Here is a 19,064-nt window from a genome sequence, read left to right on the forward strand (position 1 = left end):
TCCGGGCCGGCCCGGACCTTACGCGAACGTGGCGCCGGATACCGGACACGGATCTCGGTCGGTGAATCATGGACCTGTCATCCGTGGCAATCGTCGCGCATCCGTCCATGGGGTGCCCATGGAGGGGGGTCCTCCCGAAATATGCCGGGATGGACGGAGGCTCCGGCGGGCGGATGCCGGGCGGATGCGGCTGTCCCGTTCGCCGGGGCCCGGTCGCCGCCGGGTCACGGCCGCGCGGGCCTCAGGGCCCCGGACCGTCCGGTGCGGGGCCACGCCCCCCGGTGCGAACGGCCGTAGGGCGCCCGCGCCACCGCGGCCGTCAGCGCCCCACCGGGTCGGCCCAGGCACCGTCCTCGGGGCTCGTCAGTGCCAGGTGGCCGCCGTCGTCGAGCGGGGTGGGGAGGCTGAGGGTGGCCAGCGGTTCGGCTCCGTCGAACACGTGGACCTCGCCGTGGCCGCCGCGGGTGACGGCGGTGAGGTCCGCCCCCGGGGACGCGGCGACCGCCCGCCGCTGCACCCCGTCCCACGGCGTGGCACCGGGCCGCGGGGCACCGTCCATGGGCGGCAGCGGCCGGCGTGCGGTCACCCGCGGCGCCGCGGCGTCCAGGAGGACCAGTTCGTCGCCGTCGGGGTGGACCCGGGCGTACGCGACGTGGCGCCTTCCGACGGCCAGCCGGAAGACCAGGCCCGGACCGAGCGGGACGCGGCCGGTGCGGCCGGTGTCCAGGACGTGGTACCAGGCGTCGTTGGTCCACCCGGGCCACCGCGCCGGGTCGGCGGGCCCGCCGCGCACGCACGACCAGAGTGTCCGGCGCACCGGGTCCAGGCGCAGGTAGTACCCCCGGCCCGGCCCCGCCCAGGGCAGCGGTTCCTCGGCCACGAGCCGGTCCCCGTGGCGCCGGGCCCGGTGGACCCCGGAGCCCGCGGCCGCGAACAGCCGCCCGGTGAGCGGGTCATGGGCGTCCCCGTGGGCGTCGTGGTCGGGCAGCGGCGTCTCCCAGGACGGGGTGGCGGGCGGGCAGGCGGGCCCGGCGGCCATCAGGTCGGCGTACCGGTACGCGGTGAGGGACCCGGGCTCGCGGTGCCGCAGGACGACGAGCGGGCCGCCCGGCCCGGCCGGCAGCGTGACGCCGGGCTCGCCCGCCCGGGTGCGGACGCGCACCGACCTCGGCCCGGCGGCGGCGCCGAGGTCGATCACCGTCAGCAGGTCGGTCCAGGCCGCCTCGTTGCGGCCGAGGCCGGTCGTCACGGCGAGGTGCCGGCCGGAGGGGTCGGCCGCCAGGTGCTCGGCGGGGACGGCGACCGGGACCGTCACCGGGACCAGGGGCCGGCCGGCGTCCGGGCCGTAGGGGTCGAGGACGACCAGCTCCCCGGCGAGGTCGTCCACGAACGCCCAGCGGCCGCCGGGCAGGGCGAGGAATCCGGCGTGCTCGGCGAGGTGCCGGCCCGCCACGACCCCCGTGACCCGGCCGTCGGGGAGGTCCAGCACCGTGACGGACCCGGCGACCTGATCGGCCACCAGCAGGCGTGGGGCGAGGGGCATGGCGGTCTCCTGGAGGGTGATGGGAGACATTATCGATAATGATTATCATGTGACGACTTGGTGAGGGGCGGCCCGGGGCGCCTCTGCCGCACGCCCGTCCCCGCCCCGGGACCGAACGGAGAACCGAGAGTCATATGTCACGCAGGATGCTGGGAACCGCGCGCCGGTGGACCGCCGCCGCCGTGCTGGGAACACTGCTGATGGGCTGTGGGAACGCCGGCGGCGACACGGCCGACGACGGCGCCGCCGGACCCAGGACCGAGGTCCGGGTCGAACCCATCACCGCCGCCCGGTCGATCACCGACGCCACGGGCGCCACCATCACCACCGAGGCTCCCCCGCGGCGCGTCGTCTGCCTCGTCGCCCTGTGCGACGACATGCTCGTCGAACTGGGCATGACGCCGGTCGCCACCAACTCCCGGCTGCTCGCCCACCCCGCGTTCCTGGGCCCGGAGAAGGCCGCGAAGATCCCGGCGGTGCCGGGCGGGTTCCTGGCCCCCGAGGCCGAGGCGATCCTGTCCTACGAGCCGGACCTGGTGATCGGGCTGAAGGACACCCACGGCAAGCTCGCGCCCGCGCTCAAGGGGGCGACCGTCTTCTGGCCGATCCAGCCCGAGAGGTGGCAGGACAGCGTCGGATATCTGCGCAACCTCGCCGCCCTGACCGGGCGCACCGCACGGGGCGAGGCCGCCGAGAAGGCCTTCCGCGCCAAGCTCGCCGCGGCGGAGGGGGCCCGGAGCGACAGGACCGCCCTGATCATCTTCGGCAGCGACGAGAACTTCGGCGTCGCGACCCCGGGCACGGACGTGGCGGGCGGCCTCATGCCCAAGCTGGCGCGCTACCCCTGGAAGAGCCGCGGGGTCGAGGGCAGCTACAGCATGGAGGAGATCCTCACCCGCGAGGTGGACGTGATCTTCGTGGAGACGCTGTCCTTCGGCGACGCCGACGGCACGCTCTCCGGCAAGCTCGCCAAGAACCCGCTGTGGTCGCGGATACCGGCGGTGCGCAACGGCGACGTCCACGAGGTCGACTCCGAGGTGTGGGCCAAGGGCCGGGGCACACGGTCGCTCGGCATCGTGCTCGACGAGGCGACGGCCGCCCTCAGGTGAACGGCTCCCTGCGACAGGCCGCCGTGGCGACGGCCGTGCTGCTGGCGGTCGTCGGGTGCGCGCTGTGCCTGGGCACGCCGTACGTACCGCCCACCGCGCTCGGCGACGACGGCATCGCCGGCGTCATCGTCCGGGAGCTGCGGATGCCCAGGCTGGTGCTGGCGCTGGTCGCCGGCGCCTGCCTGGGCGCCGCCGGACTCGTCCTCCAGGAGGCGCTGCGCAACCCGCTGGCCGTTCCGGAGATGCTCGGCGTCTCCGGCGGCGCCGCCCTGGGCGTCGCCGCCCCGCTGGTCCTCGCGCTGTCGGTACCGCTCGCGGTCCAGCCGCTGCTGGCCGTCGGCGGGGCGGCGGCGGGCGGCCTGCTGACGCTGCTGGCCGCCGGGTTCGGACGCAGCCCCTCCGCGGTGCTGCTCACCGGGGCGGCCGTGGCCGCGGCCCTGCAGGCGGCCCTGCTGGTGCTGATGGTGCTGGCCGACCAGCTGGACCTCCAGATCGTCTACCGCTACCTGCTCGGCAGCCTCTCCGCCCGCACCTGGGACGACGTGACCGGCCTGTGGCCCTGGCTGGTCGTCGCGGTGCCGGCGCTGGTGCTGTGCGCCCCGGTCCTCGGGGTGCTGCGGCTGGGGGACGACGACGCGCGGGCCCTGGGGGTGCGGGTGCGCCACGCCCGGATCGCCGCGCTCGCGGTCTCCGTGGTGCTCATCGCGCCGGTGGTCGCGGTGTGCGGGCCGGTCGCCTGGGTCGGCTTCCTCGCGCCGCACCTGGCGCGGCGGCTGCGGCCGGGCTCGGACGCGGTCGGATGGCTGCCGTGGTCGGCGGTGTGGGGCGCGCTGGTCGTGGCGTGCGCGGACCAGCCGGCGCGACTGGCGCTGGCCCCGGTCGAGACGCCGGTCGGCGCCTGGACGGCGCTGCTGGGCGTCCCGGCCGGGGTGGTCCTGCTGAAGGCGGGGTCCCGGCGATGACGGTCGTGCACATCAGACGGGCGGTCCTGCTGGCGGTGCTCGTCCTCGCCGCCGCCGTCGCCGGGCTGGTGGCCGGGCGCGCGGTGCCCCCCGCGGAGGTGTGGGAGGTGCTGCGCGGCGGCGGTGACCCCACCGCCCGGCACGTGGTGGTGAACCTGCGCCTGCCGCGCACCCTGGTGGCGCTGGTCGCGGGCGCGTCGCTCGGCCTCGCCGGGACGGTGCTGCAGTCGGCGCTGCGCAACCCGCTCGCCGGGCCGGAGGTCACCGGTGTCACCCCGGGTGCGGTGCTCGGCGCCGTCGCCGCGACGGGCCTGGGGCTGGCCGGCTGGGAGTCCCCGGCCGCCGTGGTGACCGCCGCCTGCCTGGGCGGGTTCGCCGGGGCCGGCCTGCTGTGGCTGCTCGCCGGCCGGGAGAAGGGCGACCCGGCGCAGACGGCCGTGCACGGGGTGCTGGTCTCGGCGGTGCTCTCCGGGCTGACGGCCATGGTGCTGCTGGTCGCCCCCGGCGAACTCGGCAGCGTGGTCCAGTGGCTGGTGGGGTCCACCGAGGGCCGCGTCTGGGAGCACTGGCACCTGCTGTGGCCGTGGGCGGTGCTCTGGTCGGCCGCGGCCGGTGTGCTGGCCGCGCCGCTGACCCTGCTGCGGTGCGGGGACGACCAGGCCGCGGCCGCCGGGCTGGACACCGGGCGGGCGCGCGCCGCGGCGCTGGTGTGCGCGGTGGCGCTCACCGCCGGGGCGGTGTCGGCGGTGGGGGCGCTGGGGTTCGTCGGCCTGCTCGTGCCGCACCTGGCGTTCGCGCTCTTCGGGGCGGACCTGCGGGCGGCGCTGCCCGGTGCGGCGCTGCTGGGCGCGGTGGTGGTCGGCGGCGCGGACGCGGCGGCCCAGTGGCTGTCCCGGGTGGCGGCGCGGGCGCTGGAGATGGAGCGGCTCAGCATCCCGGTCGGGGCGCTGACGACCTGTGTGGGCGCGGCGCTGCTGCTGATCGTGGCGCGCCGCCGGAGAGAGGAGTGAGGGTGGGCGCTTCACCGGGAACGGTGACCGGGGGCACGGTGCGTGCCGTGGGACTGAGCTTCGGATATCCCGGTCGTGAGGTGCTGTCGGGGGTCGATCTGACCGTCGGCGAGGGGGAGCTGGTCGCGCTGGTCGGCCTCAACGGCTGCGGCAAGAGCACCCTGCTGCGGCTGTGCGCCGGCCTGCTGCGGCCGGCCGCGGGCCGGGTGCTGCTCGACGGTGACGACCTGGCGCGCCTGTCGCGGCGGGCCGCGGCCCGCCGGGTGGCGCTGCTGCACCAGCAGGCGCCCTCGGTTCCGGGGATGACGGTGCGCCAGCTGGTGCGCCAGGGCCGGTACGCGGCGCGGGGGCCGCTGGGCATGCTGCGGGACGGCGACGACGCCGTGTGCGCCCGGGCGATGGCCGACGTGGGGGTGGCGGACTGGGCGGACCGGCCGGTGGAGGCGCTGTCGGGGGGCGAGCGGCAGCGCGTGCGGCTGGCCATGGCGCTCGCCCAGGACACCGGTGTGCTGCTGCTCGACGAGCCGACCACCTACCTCGACCTGCGGCACCAGTTGGAGGTGATGCAGACCGTGGTGCGGCTGCGGGAGGAGCGCGGGCTGACCGTGGTGATGGTGCTGCACGACCTGGGCCACGCGGCGCGCTTCGCGGACCGGATCGTGGCGCTGCGGGGCGGCCGGGTGGCCGCGGACGGGCCGCCCGCGGACGTGGTCACCCCCGCCCTGCTGGCCGAGGTGCTGGAGGTGGCGGGCCGGGTCGGCCGCGATCCGGTGGGCGGCTGGCCGGTGTGTTACCCGGATCACCCCATCGGTGTTTCACCGGACCTTGCGAAATGAAAATCATATTCATTACTGTCTGCGGTGTGCCGCCGGTCCGGCGGCACGGACACCCGTACCGAACGGAGGCTCATCCCATGGAGCAGGACAAGGTCTTCCAGCCGATCGCCGAGCAGGGCCAGCTCGCCCACCTGTCGGCGACCCACTCCAACGCCCTCGTCGAGAACCCCTTCGACGAGGCCGCCGAGGCCGGCGCGGACCAGTAGTCCCCGCGTCCCCAATCGGGCCCGCCCGGATGTCTTCCCGGGCGGGCCCGTCCCGTCCCGTCCGACCCCACCCCCTGGAGAACCCCGTGGCCACCGCACGGCTCGCGCCCGGCGTCACCCTCGTCACCGTCCCCGGCCGGGGACTGGCCGTCCGCACGCCCGACGGAACCTTTCTGCGCGTCAACACCGGTCAGGTGGACGCCGGCGCGCTGGTCGGCCACCTGACCACCGGCGGCCCCGCGGCCGACCCGCGACTCGCCGCCCTCACCGAGGCGTTCGCCGCCGCCGGCCACCTCGCCCGCAGGACACCGGCCCCGCTGGACGGGCGCACCGTGTTCCTCCTCGGCGACACCGCGCTGACCGGCCCCCTGGCCCGGTACGCGCGGGACGCGGGGGCCACGGTCCACCACCGCGCCGCCCTGCCCGGGGTGGCACCGGCGGACGCCGCGCGCACCGCCGTCGTCTGGTGCCTGGACCGGCCCGCGCCCCCCGCGGCGTGGCAGGAGGCCGACCGGCTCCCCGCCCGCGGCACGGCCTGGCTGCGCTGCCACCGCGAGGGCCACCACGTCTGGCTGGAACCCCTCGCCTGCGCCGCCGGTGACGTCACCTCGGCACACGTACGGCTCCGGCGGCTCGCCGCGACCCCCGCCCACCGGGAACTCGCCGCCTACTGGGACGGCCACCGGACCCCGGACACCGGCCCCGCCCACACCGAGGCGTCCGCGGCGTACACCGCCGCCCTCCTCACCGGCGACCTCCTCGCCTGGGCCGGCGGCGCCCCGCGCCCGGTGCGGCGCCGGCTGCGCCGCCTGGACCTGCGCGACCTGCGCGTCACCGAGCACCCCGTCCTGCCGGTGCCCGAGGTGGCGCCGCTGCCCGCGGGCGGGGCGCGATGACCGGGACGGTGCGCATCGACGGGCTCGCCACCGACCTGTGCCTGCCCGCCGGCCCCTGGCCCCCCACCCGGCGGTCGTCCTCCGCACCCCTACGACCGCCGCCGCCACCGCGGCGAACTGCGCGGCTGGGCCGCCCGGGGCTTCGCCGCGCTCGCCCAGGACGTCCGCGGCCGGTACGCCTCGCCCGGCGACTGGCACCCCTACGGCGACCACGAGGCCGACGACGGCGCCGCCACCGTGCGCTGGGTCCGCGCGCAGCGGTGGAGCGACGGGAAGGTCGTCGCCGCGGGCGCCTCGTACGGCGCGCACTGCGCCCTGGCGGTCGCCGCCGAGGCCGACGCGGTGCTCGCCGCCGTCCCCGCGCTCGGGCTCGCCGAGACCGCGCGCGAGACCACCGGACCCGAGCGCCTGCTGGCCCGCGCCGGCTGGTGGTGGGAGCACGGCGACCGCCGCGTGCCCGACCCCACGCCCCTGGACCCGGCGGTGCTGGACCGCCTCCCGCTCAACGGCGTCCTGGACCGGCCCTCCTGGCCCGCGCTGTGGCGGGCGCGCCGCCGCGAGCCGCCGGCCGCCGCGGTGCCCCTGCTCGCCGTCGGGGGCAGCCGCGACCCGTTCGCCGAGGACACCCTGCGGCTGTGGCGCCGCTGGCCCGGGCCCGCCCGGCTGCTGCTCGGCCCCTGGGGCCACCGGCTGACCGCCGGCCCGGCCCCCGAGGCCCGCCCGGGCCACCGGATCGACCTGGGCGCGGTGTACACCGGCTGGGCCCGGGCCGCGCTCGGCGGGACGCTCACCGGCCGCGGCGGCGCGGTGGCACTGGGCGGCAGCGACCACTGGTGCCCCGCCTCGGACCCTCCCCCGCCACCCGCCACCCCTTCGGCACCCTGGGCGGCCTCCGGCTGCTGCGCGGCGCCGAGTTCGTCGCCGACCCCGGCCGGCCGGTCCGGTCCGACACCCTCGACGTGCCCCGGCACGGCGTGCCGGACCGCTGCCTGCTGGTCAGCCGGCCGCTGCCCGCCCGGTGGACCTGCTGGGTCCGGCCGAGGCGCGCCTGGACGCCGTGGCCGACACCCCCTCGGCGGACTGGGCGGTACGGCTGGTCGCCCTCGACCCGGCCGGCCGCGCCGATCCCCTGGCCACCGGCATCGTCCGCCGCGACCGCCCCGGTCCGTTCACCGTCCCGCTCGGGCACCTCGCCCGCCGCCTGGCCGCCGGTACGCGGCTGCGCGTGGAGGTCGCCGGTCACCACTTCCCGGCGCACGCCCGCAACCCGCACACCGGTGAGGACCCGGCGACGGCCGTCCGCCTGCTCCCCTCCCGCCGCACCGTCCGCCCGCACGGCAGCTTTCTGGCGCTCCCCGTCGTCCGGGGCGCCCGCCGCACCGACCCCGTCCAGGAGATCCAGACGTGAACCTCGAAGCCCTCGTGGACCCGGTCTGCGGGCTGATACGCGGGGTGGAACCCGTACCGCACCCCACTGGCGCCCCGCCCCGCTACACCGCCATGACCGCGAACGTCTCCGACGCCCGCCGGTTCGGCGCCTGGCCCGCCGACCGGGTCTCCCTCGGCACCACCTTCGGCGACCCCGCCGGTGCCCGCACCGCGGCGATCGCGGAGGCCGTCGAGCGGTACTGCGGCAACCGGCTCCCGCCGGCCGGCCACCCCGGCGCCCCGCGCCGCGCCACCGCCGCCGAACTCACCGCGGCCGGCCACACCGTCTACGGCCCCGGCGACCTGCCCGCCTACGCCCCCTGGCAGTACGCCCGGCCCGGTTTCCCCCTACCGGCCCCTGACCCCCGACACCCCCGCCCTGTGGGCGCTGCGCACCGAGAACGGCGAGGACTGCTGGGCGCCGGTGGCCCTCACCCACCTCAACTGGCGCCAGGGCGCGCTGCGTTCGCTGCCCCGCACCCACCACCTCAACTACGCCGGCATCGCCACCGGCCAGGGGCTGGAGGACGCCGTGGACCGGGCGCTGCTGGAGATCGTCGAGCGCGACGCGCTGGAGGTGTGGTGGCACCTGGACGGACCCGCCCGCGGCATCGACCCCGCCGACGTCCCCGGGCTCGCCGCCGACCTGGCCGGCAGCGACCTGGAGGTGTGGATCGTCGAGATGCCCTCGGAACTGGCGCCCTGCATGGCGGCGCTCGTCCACGACCCGCGCCGCGGCATCCACGCCGCCGGGTTCGCCTGCCGCTACGACCCGGCCGAGGCCGCCCGCAAGGCGGTGCTGGAGGCCGTCCACACGTGGGTGTTCACCCAGGGGGCCGTGGAGGCCGACGGCTGGGTCTTCCGGGCCGTCGAGGCGGGGATGCTCGCCCGCGGCCTGTACCTCGACCACCGCCCCGACCGGCGCTACCTCGACGACTGCGGCGAGGACTTCGCCGCCGTGCGCGACCTGGGTGCCCACGTCCAGGTGTGGCTCGACCCGCGCATGGCCCGGTACGCCCGGCGCTTCACCCGCCCCGCCCACGGCACCGTGCCGCTCGCCGCCGTCGAGCCGGCCACCCCCGAGCAACTGCGTTCCCGCCTCGCCGCCGGCGGCCACCGCGTGATCACCTTCGACCTGACCACCGAGGACATCGCGGAGACCCCGCTGCGGGTGGCCCGCGTCCTCGTCTCCGGCCTGGTGCCCAACCAGCCCGCCGCCTTCGCCTACCTCGGCTGCCCCCGCTTCGCCGAGGCGGCCCTGGCCCGCGGCTGGCGCACCGTAGCCCCCGTCCTGCCGGGCGACTTCACCCTGGCACCGCCCCCGCACATGTAGGGACCATGACCGTGTCCGTCCGCCGGGCGCTCGCCCGCGCCCGCTCCGCCGAACCGCCCGGCCCCGACTTCCCGGCCGGCCACCAGGTCACCCCCTGGCCGGGGACCCCGGTCCCCGTACCGCACGCCCTCGACCCGCTGCTGACCGGCGCCCTCGCGGGCTCCCGCCTGCGCCCCAGCCCCTCCGCGGGCGCCCTGCACCCGGTCAACGCCCATCTCCTGCTCGGCCCCGGCGGCACCCTGCCGCCCGGCCGGTACGCCTACGATCCGGTGCGCCACCGGCTGGTGCCGCGCGGCCCCGCGTGCCCCGGCGCGCCCGGCGGGGCGATCGCCGTCCTGACCGTCACCGCCCGGCGCACGGTGTCCCACTACGGCCACCGGGCCTGGCCGCTGCTCCTGCTGGACACCGGTCACGCGGCCGCCGCCCTCGCGCTCGCCGGCGCCCCGGCCTGGTGCCCGGACGCCGACGGCGCCCTCCTCGCCGCCGCGGCCGGGCTCCGGCCGGACGGACACCGTGCCGAGCGAACACGCCCTCGCCGCGGTCCGGCTGACCCCCGGCCCGGCCGACGCGCTGGAGCGCTGGGCCCGCCCACGCCCCGCCCCCGCCCCCGCCCGCCACGCCACCCGGTCCCAGCGGTCCTCGCCGAGACCTGGCGCGTGCTGACCGCGCTCACCGCGACCGGGCGCCCCACCTGGCGTCCCACGCGGGCGCCCGCCGTCCCCCGCGCCGTCCTGCTCTCCCGCCGCAGCGCCGAACCGCCTCTCCCCGGCGTCCCGGACGGCGCCGTCCTGGCCCGGGTCGCGTCGGCCGCGCGCACCGCGCGGCCACCCTCCTGGTCGGTGGTCACCGGCCGGCCGGCGACCGGGCCGGGGTCTTCGCCCCTGGCGGCCCTCGCCGCCCGCGCGGCGCGGCAGGAGTGGCTGACCGGCGTGGGGGCCCTGCTCCTCGCCCACGGCTGCCCCGACGACGCGCCCCCCGCCCGGATCCGCCGCGACCACCTGCTCGCCGGTTACGGGGCCGGACTCGCCCAGGCCGTCGCGGCCGCCCGCGGCCTCGCCTCCCGCCCCGTCGGCTCCTGGCAGCACGGATCCGGGCCGGGCGACGGCCCCGCCGACATCGTCCACGCCCTCGCGCTCGGCGCCGGCCCCGACCCCCGCACCGGAAGGAACGACGGCTCATGATGCTCCACCCCGAGCTCCTGCGCACCGCCCGGACCGCACGCCGCCCCCTGCTCGGCGCCACCGCCCTGCTCGGCGCCGTCACCGTCACCCACCTGGCGCAGGCCGCGCTGCTGGCCGTGGCCCTGTCCCGGACCGCCCGCGGCGACACCTCGGCACTGCCCGCCCTGCTGGCCGGTGTCCTCGCCACCGTCGCGGTACGCGCCGTCCTCACCCACCGCCAGCGCACCCTGGCCGTCCGCGCCGGGGCCCGCGCCCGCACCGGCCTGCGCGACGAACTGTTCGTCCGGCTCGGCACCCTCGGCCCGGCGCGCGGCACGGGCAACCGCGCCGGTGCCGTGCGCGCCACCCTGGTGGACGGCGTCGAGGGCGTCGACGCGTACATCTCCCGCTACCTGCCGCAGCTGCTGGTCACCTGCGTCGTGCCGCCGCTGCTGCTGGTCGCGGTCGCCGCGATCGAGCCGTACGCGCTCCTCTTCCTCTGCCCCGCACTCGTCCTCGCCCTCTTCGCCCCCCGCTGGTGGGACAAGCTGCTCGCCCGGCGCGGCCAGGAACACTGGGGCTCCTACGAGGCCCTGTCCGCCGACTACCTGGAGGCACTGCAGGGCATGCCCGCCCTGCGCGCCGCGGGCGCGGTCGCCCACACCCGGGCCCGCCTGGAGGAGCGCTCCGCGGCCCTGCACCGGGCCACCGTGGCCAAGCTGCGCGTCTCCCTGATGGACACCGGCATCACCGACCTGGCCGTCCAGGGCGGCACGGTGGCCGCCGCGCTCGTCGCGTGCGCGTCCGCCGCGTCCGGCCGGACCACCGCCACCGGCACCTACCTGCTGCTGATGCTCGCCTCGGAGTGCTTCCGCCCGCTGCGGGACCTGTCCCGCGAATGGCACGCCGGATACCTGGGCGTCTCCGCCGCGGACGGGATCGCCGAACTGCGCACCGCGCCACCGGCCGTCCCCGACACCGGGACCGCCCCGTTCCCGCGCCGGCCACCGGCCATCCGCTTCCAGGACGTGCGCTTCACCCACCCCGGGGCCGCCCGGCCGGCGCTGCGCGGCGTGACCTTCACCGCCGAGGCCGGCCGGACCACCGCCGTCGTCGGCCCCTCCGGCGCGGGCAAGTCCACCCTGCTGGCGCTCCTGCTGCGGCAGTGGGAGCCGGACACCGGACGGGTGACCGTGGCCGGCCGGGACTGCGCGGCCTACCCGCTGGCCGCGCTGCGGCGCGGCATCGCGGTGGTGTCGCAGGAGACGTACCTGTTCGCCGCGTCGATCGCGGACAACCTCCGGCTCGCCCGCCCCGGGGCGAGCGACGAGGAACTGCGCGCGGCCGCCCGCGCGGCCGGCGTCCACGACGAGATCGAACGCCTGCCGGACGGCTACGGCACGCAGGTCGGCGAGCGCGGGGCCACCCTCTCCGGCGGGCAGCGGCAGCGGCTGGCCCTGGCCCGCGCCCTCCTCGCCGACGCGCCGGTCCTGGTGCTCGACGAGGCCACCAGCGCGGTCGACGAACGGCGCGAGGCGCGCATCGGCCGGGCCCTGCTGCACGCCGCGCGCGGCCGCACCTGCCTGGTCGTCGCCCACCGGCTGGCGTCCGTGCGGGACGCGGACCGGATCGTCGTCCTCGACGGCGGCCGGGTGGAGGCCACCGGCACCCACGCCGGCCTGCTCGCCCAGGGCGGTCTGTACGCCCGGCTGACCGCCGCCGGACAGCCCTGCCAGGAGGCGGTGTGACCAGCGCACCGGAACAGCGGACCGCGGCCCCGGCACGCCCCGGGCCGGATCCGTCCCCGGCCGGCGGACGGCCGGCAGCCCCCGCCACCGACGCCGACCCCGACCGGGGCGCCCTGCGCACCCTGCTGCCGGTCCTCGCCGCGCACCGGGCGACGACCGCGCGGACCTTCGCCGCCGCCCTCGTGGACCAGGCGGCGCTCGTGGCGCTGGTGACCCTCGCCGCGCACACCGTGGGCACGGCGGTCGTCGAGCGGGCCGCCCCGTCCGCCACAGCGGTGGCCGCCCTCGTCGCGCTCGTCCTCGTCCGCTCCCTGGCGACGTGGCGGGAGATGGACCTCTCCCACGACCTGGCCTACCGGGTCCTGGCCGAGCTGCGGATACGCGTCTTCGACGGCCTGGCGCGCAGCGCGCCGGCGCGCATCAAGGGGCGGCGCAGCGGGGACCTCGCCGCCGCGGCGCTGGGCGATGTGGAGGCGCTGGAGTTCTTCTACGCGCACGCGGTCGCCCAACTCCTCTCCTCCGGCATGGTCTTCGGCGCCGCCGCGGTGGTCCTGGCGGCTGTCGACCCGTGGCTGGTGGCGGTGGTGCTGCCCGCCGCGGGGCTGCTGGTGCTCGCCCCGCTGCTGGAGGGCCGCGGCCGGGCCGCGCGCGGCGCCCGCACCCGCCGGGCCGCCGCCGACCTCTCCGCCGAGGCCGTGGAGACCGTCGACGGGATGCGCGAACTGCTCGCCTTCGGAGCCCTGGACCGCCGCCGGGCGCGCCTGCGGGACCTGGGCGAACGGCTCGGCGACGCGCAGCGGGCCGAACACGCCCGGGAGGCCGCCGCGGCGGCGGTGCGCGACCTGCTGGTGGTGACCGCGGTCGTCGGGGTGGTGGCGATCGCCGGGCACCGGCTGAGCGGGGCATGGTCGGCCGCCGCGATGGCCCTGGCGCTGGGCGCCCTGGCGCCGGTCGCCGACGCGGCGGCGGCGCTCGGCCAGGCGGGCGCCCTGCGGGCGGCGGCCGGCCGCGTCGGGGCGGCGATCGGGGCCCGTGCGGGGGCGCCCGCCCCCCGGTCACCGCGCCCGGCACCGGCCGGGCCGCTCGGCGTGACGTTGCGGGGCGTCCGGTTCGACTACGGCGCCGGACCGGTGCTCGACGGCCTGGACCTGACCGTCCGGGCCGGCGAGACCCTGGCCCTGGTCGGGGCGTCCGGCTCCGGCAAGTCCACCTGCGCCCACCTGCTGGCCCGGTTCTGGGACCCGGCGGCGGGATCGGTGGAACTGGTCGGGGCGCACGGTGACGCCGTGGACCTGCGGGACCTGGCCGACGACGAACTGCGCCGGACCGTCGCGGTCGTCGGCCAGGAGGCACCCCTGTTCCACGGCACGCTCGACGACAACCTCCGCCTCGCCCGCCCGGACGCCACCGAGGAGGAGGTGCGGGCGGCCGCCCGGGTGTGCGGCGTGGACCGCATCGCCGAGGCGCTGCCCGACGGCTACCGCACACCGGTCGGCGAGCGCGGCACCACCCTCTCCGGAGGCCAGCGCTCCCGGGTCGCGCTGGCCCGGGCGCTGCTCACCGACCCCGCGGTCCTGGTTCTGGACGAAACCACCGCCCATCTCGACACGGCCGGGGAGGCGGAGCTGACGGCCGCGCTGGCGGCCGCGTCCCGGGGCCGCACCACGATCGTGATCGCCCACCGTCCGGCCACGGTCCGCCGGGCCGATCGCATCGCGGTGCTGGAGGGCGGCCGGATCGCGGACACCGGCACCTGGGACGAGCTGTCCGCCCGGCGCGGCGCCTTCGCCCGCGTACTGCACCGGTGATCCGCCCCGCACCCAAGCGGCAGGGGGTTCCGCGGTGCGGCCGTTCTCGGTCCCGGCATGGCCGGGCAACCTTCGACCGTCCGGCATCAGCGCCGGGGCGGGGCACCGCGCCTCGCCCCGGGGCGTGCCTGCAGGGCACGGCACGCCTTGCGGGCACGCTCGCGACGCCTCACGACGAGCACAGCGATCGCTCGTCACACCGGACGATGCTCTCTCCGGCATGTCGCTTCGCGGCGGCTTCGGACGCCCGCACGCCCGCGCTCAGCGGCGGATGAAGCCGAGTTCGGTGGCGGTGGCGACGGCGGCGGTACGCGAGTCGACACCGAGCTTGGCGTAGATGCGGGCCAGATGGGACTTGATGGTGCCTTCGGTCAGGTGGAGGCGGTCGCCGATCGCCTGGTTGGACAAGCCGTCGGCGACCAGGGCGAGGACTTCGGTTTCGCGCCGGGTCAGAGCGGTGCCCGGCATGCGCAGCCGGTTCATCAGCCGGTCCGCGACGGCCGGCGCCAGTGTGGTGCGGCCCGTGGCGGCGGAGCGTACAGCGGCGACCAGGTCCTCGGGCGGGGCGTCCTTGAGGAGGTAGCCGGTGGCGCCGGCCTCGATGGCGGGCAGGATGTCGGCATCGGTGTCGTAGGTGGTGACGATCACAACGCGCGGGGCGTCAGCGCGTGCGGTGATCGCGGCCGTGGCCTCGGCGCCGTTCATCCCCTTGCCGAACTGGAGGTCCATGAGCACCACCTCGATGTCGCCTCGGGCGGCGCGGCTGACCGCGTCCTCGGCGGTGGCGGCCTCGGCGACCACGGTGATGCCGTCCTCGGTTTCCAGTACGGCGCGCAGCCCCGCCCGCACGACGGGGTGGTCATCGGCCAGGAGCAGGCGGATGGGGGTGCCGGTCACGGGCGGCCCTCGGGCTCTCTCTCGCGAAGAGTGGTCAGCGGGAGCCGGACCGTCAGGGTGGTGCCGTGGCCGGGGACGGATTCGACGGTGAGGATGCCGTCGAGGGCACGCACCCGGGCGCGCATCGCGGCCAGCCCGAACCCGCCGGCCTCCGGGTCCGGGGCGGGAAGCCGGTCCGGGTCGAAGCCGCGTCCGTCGTCGGCGATGTCCACGGCGACGTGGCCGCCGAGGTAGCTCAGCGTGACGTCGGCGGTGGCGGCTGCGGCGTGGTGGACGGTGTTGGCCAGCGCGGACTGGGCGACGCGCAGCAGGGCGACCTCGTGCGCGGTCGGCAGCGGTACGGGTTCACCGGCGAGGTGGAAGCGTGCGGTGATCCGGTGGCGGGTGCCGGTGGTGGCGCACAAGCGCTCCAGGGCACCGGCGAGGGTGGTGCCCTCCAGGGCGGGTGGGGCAAGGGCGGCGACGAAGCGGCGAGCCTCGGCGAGGCTGTCCACGGCGGCCTGACGCGCCTGGCCGACGTGGCGGGCGGCGGTCTCCGGGGTGTGCGGCAGGGAGCGCTCGGCAGCGCGCAGCAGCAGTTGGATGCTGGAGAGGCCTTGGGCGAGGGTGTCGTGAATCTCGCGGGCCAGGCGTTCACGTTCAGCCAGCACCCCGGCGGCGTGTTGTGCGGTCGCCAGGTCGGCGCGGGTGGCGGTGAGCTCCTCGATCAGTCGCCGGCGCTGTTCGCTCTCCCGGTAGAGGGCCTCGTACCCCCACACCACCGCAACCGCCACGGCGGCGCCCAGGGCGGGCCCGATCACCATGGCTGCGCCGAGCGAGCCCTGGTGCGCGGCGAAGCCCGCGATGGCCGCCACCGCCGTGACCGCCACCGCCGTCAGTGCCGGACGGCGGGACAGCAGGTGGAGCTGAAGAAAGTACAGCGGAAACGCCGCCCACACCCCGTCGGCGGTCAGGGCCAGCAGCACCAGCCAGCAGGCGCCCACGGCGGCCAGCCACAGTGCGGCGGCCCGCCGCGAGTGGCGCACCCGGGGCAGTACGGGGCCGACCGCGTAGATCACGGCGCACGCCGCAGCCGTGGCGGTGATCAGCACGGTGTGCGGGTGGTGGCCGGCGACAGCCCGGGCGGCGGTCAGGGTGAGCAGGGCGACGACCAGGACATGCAGGCACCAGGCCAGGGCGCGAGTGGTGGGGACCGGGGTGGGGGCGGTGGTGTTCACAGTCCTTCCAGCCTAGGGACAAGTCCCCGTTCCCGGCCTCCGCCGAAAGTTACAACCGGCGTGCCGCCTTTCGGTGCGGTAAGTGCTGTCCTGGGCCGGATGCCCTGGTGGGGAGCCGGCGGCGACGGTGGAGTCATACCGCTTCCACTTCGTGTCATCCCGTGAAAGGGCAGGCCCAAACCGTGTTCGTCGCCTGGAGAGACCTGAAGTTCGCCAAGGGGCGCTTCACCCTGATGGGAACCGTCATTGTGCTGATGACCCTGCTGGTCGGACTGCTGTCCGGCCTGACCGCCGGTCTGGGTCAGCAGAACATCTCCGCAATCACCGGCCTGCCCGCAGACAAGATCGCCTTCGCCGCACCCGGCGAGGGCGGGGAGCTGTCGTACTCCGATTCCACCGTCACCGAAAGGCAGTGGCAGCAGTGGGCCACGACAGCCGGCGTGAGCAGCGCCGAACCGTTGGGCATCACCACCACCAGGGCGAGCGCCGGAGACAGGAGCGCCGGTGTCTCCGCCTTCGGCGTGCGGCCCGGCTCCGCGCTCGCCCCCAACAGCGACGAGCTCGACGGCGGCTCGGTGGTCCTGTCCACGGCTGCCGCCGAAGATCTCGGCGTGACGACGGGCGCCACCCTCTCCCTGGCCGGACAGAAGATGACCGTCGCCGCCGTGAGCGGAGACGCCTCCTTCAGCCACACCCCGGTCGTCTGGACCAGCCTCGACACCTGGCGGAGGACCGCGCTTCCCACAGGCAGGACCGGCGGGGGGACCGCGACCGTCATCGCCCTGAACACCGCCTCCGGCACCGACATCGGCGCCGCCGATGAGGCCGCGGGCACCACGACGGTCTCCAAGGACGACTCCTTGTCCGCGATCGGTTCCTACCGCTCCGAGAACGGCTCCCTGCAGCTCATGCGGGGCTTGCTGTTCGCGGTCTCCGCCCTGGTCGTCGGGGCCTTCTTCACCGTGTGGACGATCCAGCGCAGCGGCGATGTCGCCGTCCTCAAAGCACTCGGCGCCTCCACCGCCCACCTGCTCAGGGACGCCTTGGGGCAAGCCGTGATCCTTCTGACCGGCGGTACCCTCATCGGCACCGCGATCACCGCGGTCCTGGGCACACTGGTGGCCCGGTCGGACGTGCCGTTCCTCCTCACCCCCGCGACCGTCCTCGTCCCCGCCACCGTGATGATCACGCTCGGCGCGCTCGGCGCCGCCCTGTCCATCCGCCGCATCACCTCCGTCGACCCGCTGACCGCCCTGGGGAGCGCTCGATGAGCCTGGACCTGACCGACATCACCCTCACCTACCCCGACGGCGAGAACCGCCTCACCGCTCTGGACCAGGTCGGCCTCAAGGTACCCAAGGGCACCCTGACCGCGATTGTCGGCCCCTCCGGCTCCGGCAAGTCCAGCCTGCTCGCCGTCGCCGCCACGCTTGTCACCCCCGACACCGGCACCGTCACCATCGACGGCCAAGCCACCGCCGGGATGACCCGCGCGGAACTCACCAACCTGCGCCGCCGCAAAATCGGCATCGTCTTCCAGCAGCCCAACCTGCTGCCCTCCCTCACCGCCGCCGAACAGCTGCAGGTCATGGCCCGGATCGACGGTCGCAGACCCCGCACCGCCCGAGACAGGGCCATGGAACTTCTCGACGCCGTCGGCCTGGCCGACCACGCCCGCCGACGGCCCCATCAGCTCTCCGGCGGTCAGCGCCAGCGCGTCAACATCGCCCGCGCACTGATGAACGACCCCACCGTCCTCCTGGTCGACGAACCCACCAGCGCCCTCGACCACGAACGCGGCGCCGCCGTCATCGACCTGATCACCCGCCTCACCCGCCAGCAGGCCACCGCCACCGTCCTGGTCACCCACGACCGCACCCATCTCACCGCCGCCGACATGACCGCCGAAGTCCACGACGGCCGCCTCCGTCTGCCCGCAGCAACCCGCTGAACTCCCGAGGCGCCAGCCCGGGGGCGTGCCCAGCCCACCGAGGCACGCCCCCGACCCCCTTGTCCGCACTATGAGATGGTCTTCCGAGCGACAGCCGGGCTCTGCCAACATGCCCCGCATGCAGCAGCAGCTGATTATCAGCGGCAGCGTGCCGGCACCGAGCCCGCAGGAGTAATCCTCCCCGGTTCACCGCCCGCACGCAGACCTCTCGCACCTCGCGAGGGGTCTTTTCCGTTCTCCGGCCCCATCACGGCCCCGAAGACAGGACCGCCACCCATGGAACACGTCCAGCTCACCGTCACGCTCCGGCACGGCCACGGAGCGTTCGCGCGCCTTGCCGCCACCCTCAACAACCACGACGTGCTCGACCTCACGTACACCACCTCACCGCCGGACGCGGCCACGGCCGTCGTGCGCGTGCCTCGGTCCGACGCCCCGCGCGCACAGCACAAGCTGCGCAGACTCGTCAACGTCATCGATGTGTCGCTGGAGAGCGTTTCCGCGGGCACCGCCGAAGGGCCACACCTCCCCGCCGCCCACCATCCCCTCACCGGTGCGGCTCGCCCATGAACGGTTCGCCGATGCCCTGAGCGACGTGGTTCACCCCCGCACCGACGGCACCGGCCCGTTTCCTGAGCCCTGCACCGAGCGCCATACGCCCCGAAACCCGGTCGGGGAGTAAGACCACGCCCCGCTCGGTGACCGGCCTGCTGCCCCTCCTGCTCGCCCTCGCCGGTGCCGAGATGGATCCGCAGCCGACCCGAGACGCTGGCCGAGATCGAACAGCTCCGGCTCAAGGCCGTCCTGGCCAACTGCCCTGGACCCGACGCCTTGACCGGTCATGCCCGGTCCTTCGCCCAGATGCTCACCGAGCGCCAGGGCGAACGACTCCCGCAGTGCCTCGACGCCGTCCGCCATCTGCCCAGCCTCCACACCCTTGCAGCTGCCATCGACCGAGGC

General features: G+C 76.6%; 14 protein-coding genes and 3 pseudogenes. 14 read left to right on the forward strand and 3 right to left on the reverse strand.

Going from position 1 to position 19,064, the window contains the following annotated elements; all coding sequences use genetic code 11:
• Positions 1-319: 319 nt before the first annotated feature.
• Positions 320-1,543, reverse strand: a complete 1,224-nt coding sequence (locus IHE55_RS00195; RefSeq protein WP_197991676.1) for a hypothetical protein — start codon at positions 1,541-1,543, stop codon at positions 320-322.
• Between the two features lie 146 nt (positions 1,544-1,689).
• On the opposite strand from IHE55_RS00195, the gene IHE55_RS00200 reads away from it, so the two are divergent.
• The 11 genes and pseudogenes from IHE55_RS00200 (at position 1,690) to IHE55_RS00245 (ending at position 14,039) form a co-directional block, all read left to right on the forward strand.
• Positions 1,690-2,652: an ABC transporter substrate-binding protein gene (locus IHE55_RS00200; RefSeq protein ID WP_232265389.1), complete on the forward strand. Its 963-nt coding sequence runs from the start codon at positions 1,690-1,692 to the stop codon at positions 2,650-2,652.
• On the forward strand, positions 2,649-3,614 hold the full coding sequence (locus IHE55_RS00205) for a FecCD family ABC transporter permease (RefSeq protein ID WP_307826412.1): 966 nt from the start codon (positions 2,649-2,651) through the stop codon (positions 3,612-3,614). The genes IHE55_RS00200 and IHE55_RS00205 overlap by 4 nt, the downstream gene beginning before the upstream one ends.
• Positions 3,611-4,624 carry a FecCD family ABC transporter permease gene (locus tag IHE55_RS00210; protein ID WP_197987147.1) on the forward strand — a complete coding sequence of 338 codons (1,014 nt, stop codon included), beginning with the start codon at positions 3,611-3,613 and terminating at the stop codon, positions 4,622-4,624. The genes IHE55_RS00205 and IHE55_RS00210 overlap by 4 nt, the downstream gene beginning before the upstream one ends.
• A gap of 23 nt (positions 4,625-4,647) precedes the next feature.
• Positions 4,648-5,473: pseudogene (locus IHE55_RS00215) on the forward strand (ABC transporter ATP-binding protein); the annotation flags it as partial.
• 64 nt (positions 5,474-5,537) lie between these two features.
• Entirely contained in the window at positions 5,538-5,666 is a 129-nt protein-coding gene (gene amiA, locus IHE55_RS32085) for a streptamidine family RiPP (RefSeq protein ID WP_269671511.1), read from the forward strand.
• Positions 5,667-5,752: 86 nt separating this feature from the next.
• Complete coding sequence (locus IHE55_RS00220) at positions 5,753-6,562, forward strand: hypothetical protein (RefSeq protein WP_197987148.1); 810 nt, start codon at positions 5,753-5,755, stop codon at positions 6,560-6,562.
• Positions 6,559-7,970: pseudogene (locus IHE55_RS32915) on the forward strand (CocE/NonD family hydrolase). Before IHE55_RS00220 ends, IHE55_RS32915 begins: the two are co-directional and overlap by 4 nt.
• Positions 7,967-9,323 (forward strand): annotated as a pseudogene (locus IHE55_RS00230) (YcaO-like family protein). Before IHE55_RS32915 ends, IHE55_RS00230 begins: the two co-directional pseudogenes overlap by 4 nt.
• A 5-nt stretch (positions 9,324-9,328) precedes the next feature.
• Positions 9,329-10,504, forward strand: a complete 1,176-nt coding sequence (locus tag IHE55_RS00235; protein ID WP_197987149.1) for a nitroreductase family protein — start codon at positions 9,329-9,331, stop codon at positions 10,502-10,504.
• Complete coding sequence (locus IHE55_RS00240; RefSeq protein ID WP_197987150.1) at positions 10,501-12,231, forward strand: ABC transporter ATP-binding protein/permease; 1,731 nt, start codon at positions 10,501-10,503, stop codon at positions 12,229-12,231. The genes IHE55_RS00235 and IHE55_RS00240 overlap by 4 nt, the downstream gene beginning before the upstream one ends.
• Positions 12,228-14,039, forward strand: coding sequence for an ABC transporter ATP-binding protein (locus IHE55_RS00245; protein WP_197987151.1), 1,812 nt, complete (start codon positions 12,228-12,230; stop codon positions 14,037-14,039). The genes IHE55_RS00240 and IHE55_RS00245 overlap by 4 nt, the downstream gene beginning before the upstream one ends.
• 261 nt (positions 14,040-14,300) lie before the next feature.
• On the opposite strand, the gene IHE55_RS00250 is transcribed toward IHE55_RS00245, so the two are convergent.
• Positions 14,301-14,936: a response regulator gene (locus tag IHE55_RS00250; protein ID WP_197987152.1), complete on the reverse strand. Its 636-nt coding sequence runs from the start codon at positions 14,934-14,936 to the stop codon at positions 14,301-14,303.
• Positions 14,933-16,153: a sensor histidine kinase gene (locus IHE55_RS00255; RefSeq protein WP_197987153.1), complete on the reverse strand. Its 1,221-nt coding sequence runs from the start codon at positions 16,151-16,153 to the stop codon at positions 14,933-14,935. The genes IHE55_RS00250 and IHE55_RS00255 overlap by 4 nt, the downstream gene beginning before the upstream one ends.
• Positions 16,154-16,335: 182 nt before the next feature.
• Here IHE55_RS00255 and IHE55_RS00260 point away from each other — a divergent pair, with 182 nt between their 5' ends.
• The 3 genes from IHE55_RS00260 to IHE55_RS00270 all read left to right on the forward strand — a co-directional run bounded on the left by IHE55_RS00260 (position 16,336) and on the right by IHE55_RS00270 (position 18,674).
• Positions 16,336-17,424: an ABC transporter permease gene (locus tag IHE55_RS00260; RefSeq protein ID WP_197987154.1), complete on the forward strand. Its 1,089-nt coding sequence runs from the start codon at positions 16,336-16,338 to the stop codon at positions 17,422-17,424.
• Complete coding sequence (locus tag IHE55_RS00265; RefSeq protein WP_197987155.1) at positions 17,421-18,104, forward strand: ABC transporter ATP-binding protein; 684 nt, start codon at positions 17,421-17,423, stop codon at positions 18,102-18,104. The genes IHE55_RS00260 and IHE55_RS00265 overlap by 4 nt, the downstream gene beginning before the upstream one ends.
• Before the next feature lie 276 nt (positions 18,105-18,380).
• Entirely contained in the window at positions 18,381-18,674 is a 294-nt protein-coding gene (locus IHE55_RS00270) for a hypothetical protein (protein ID WP_197987156.1), read from the forward strand.
• Positions 18,675-19,064 lie beyond the last annotated feature (390 nt).

Origin of the sequence: Streptomyces pactum (genome assembly GCF_016031615.1) — a bacterium.
Lineage (GTDB): Bacteria > Actinomycetota > Actinomycetes > Streptomycetales > Streptomycetaceae > Streptomyces > Streptomyces pactus.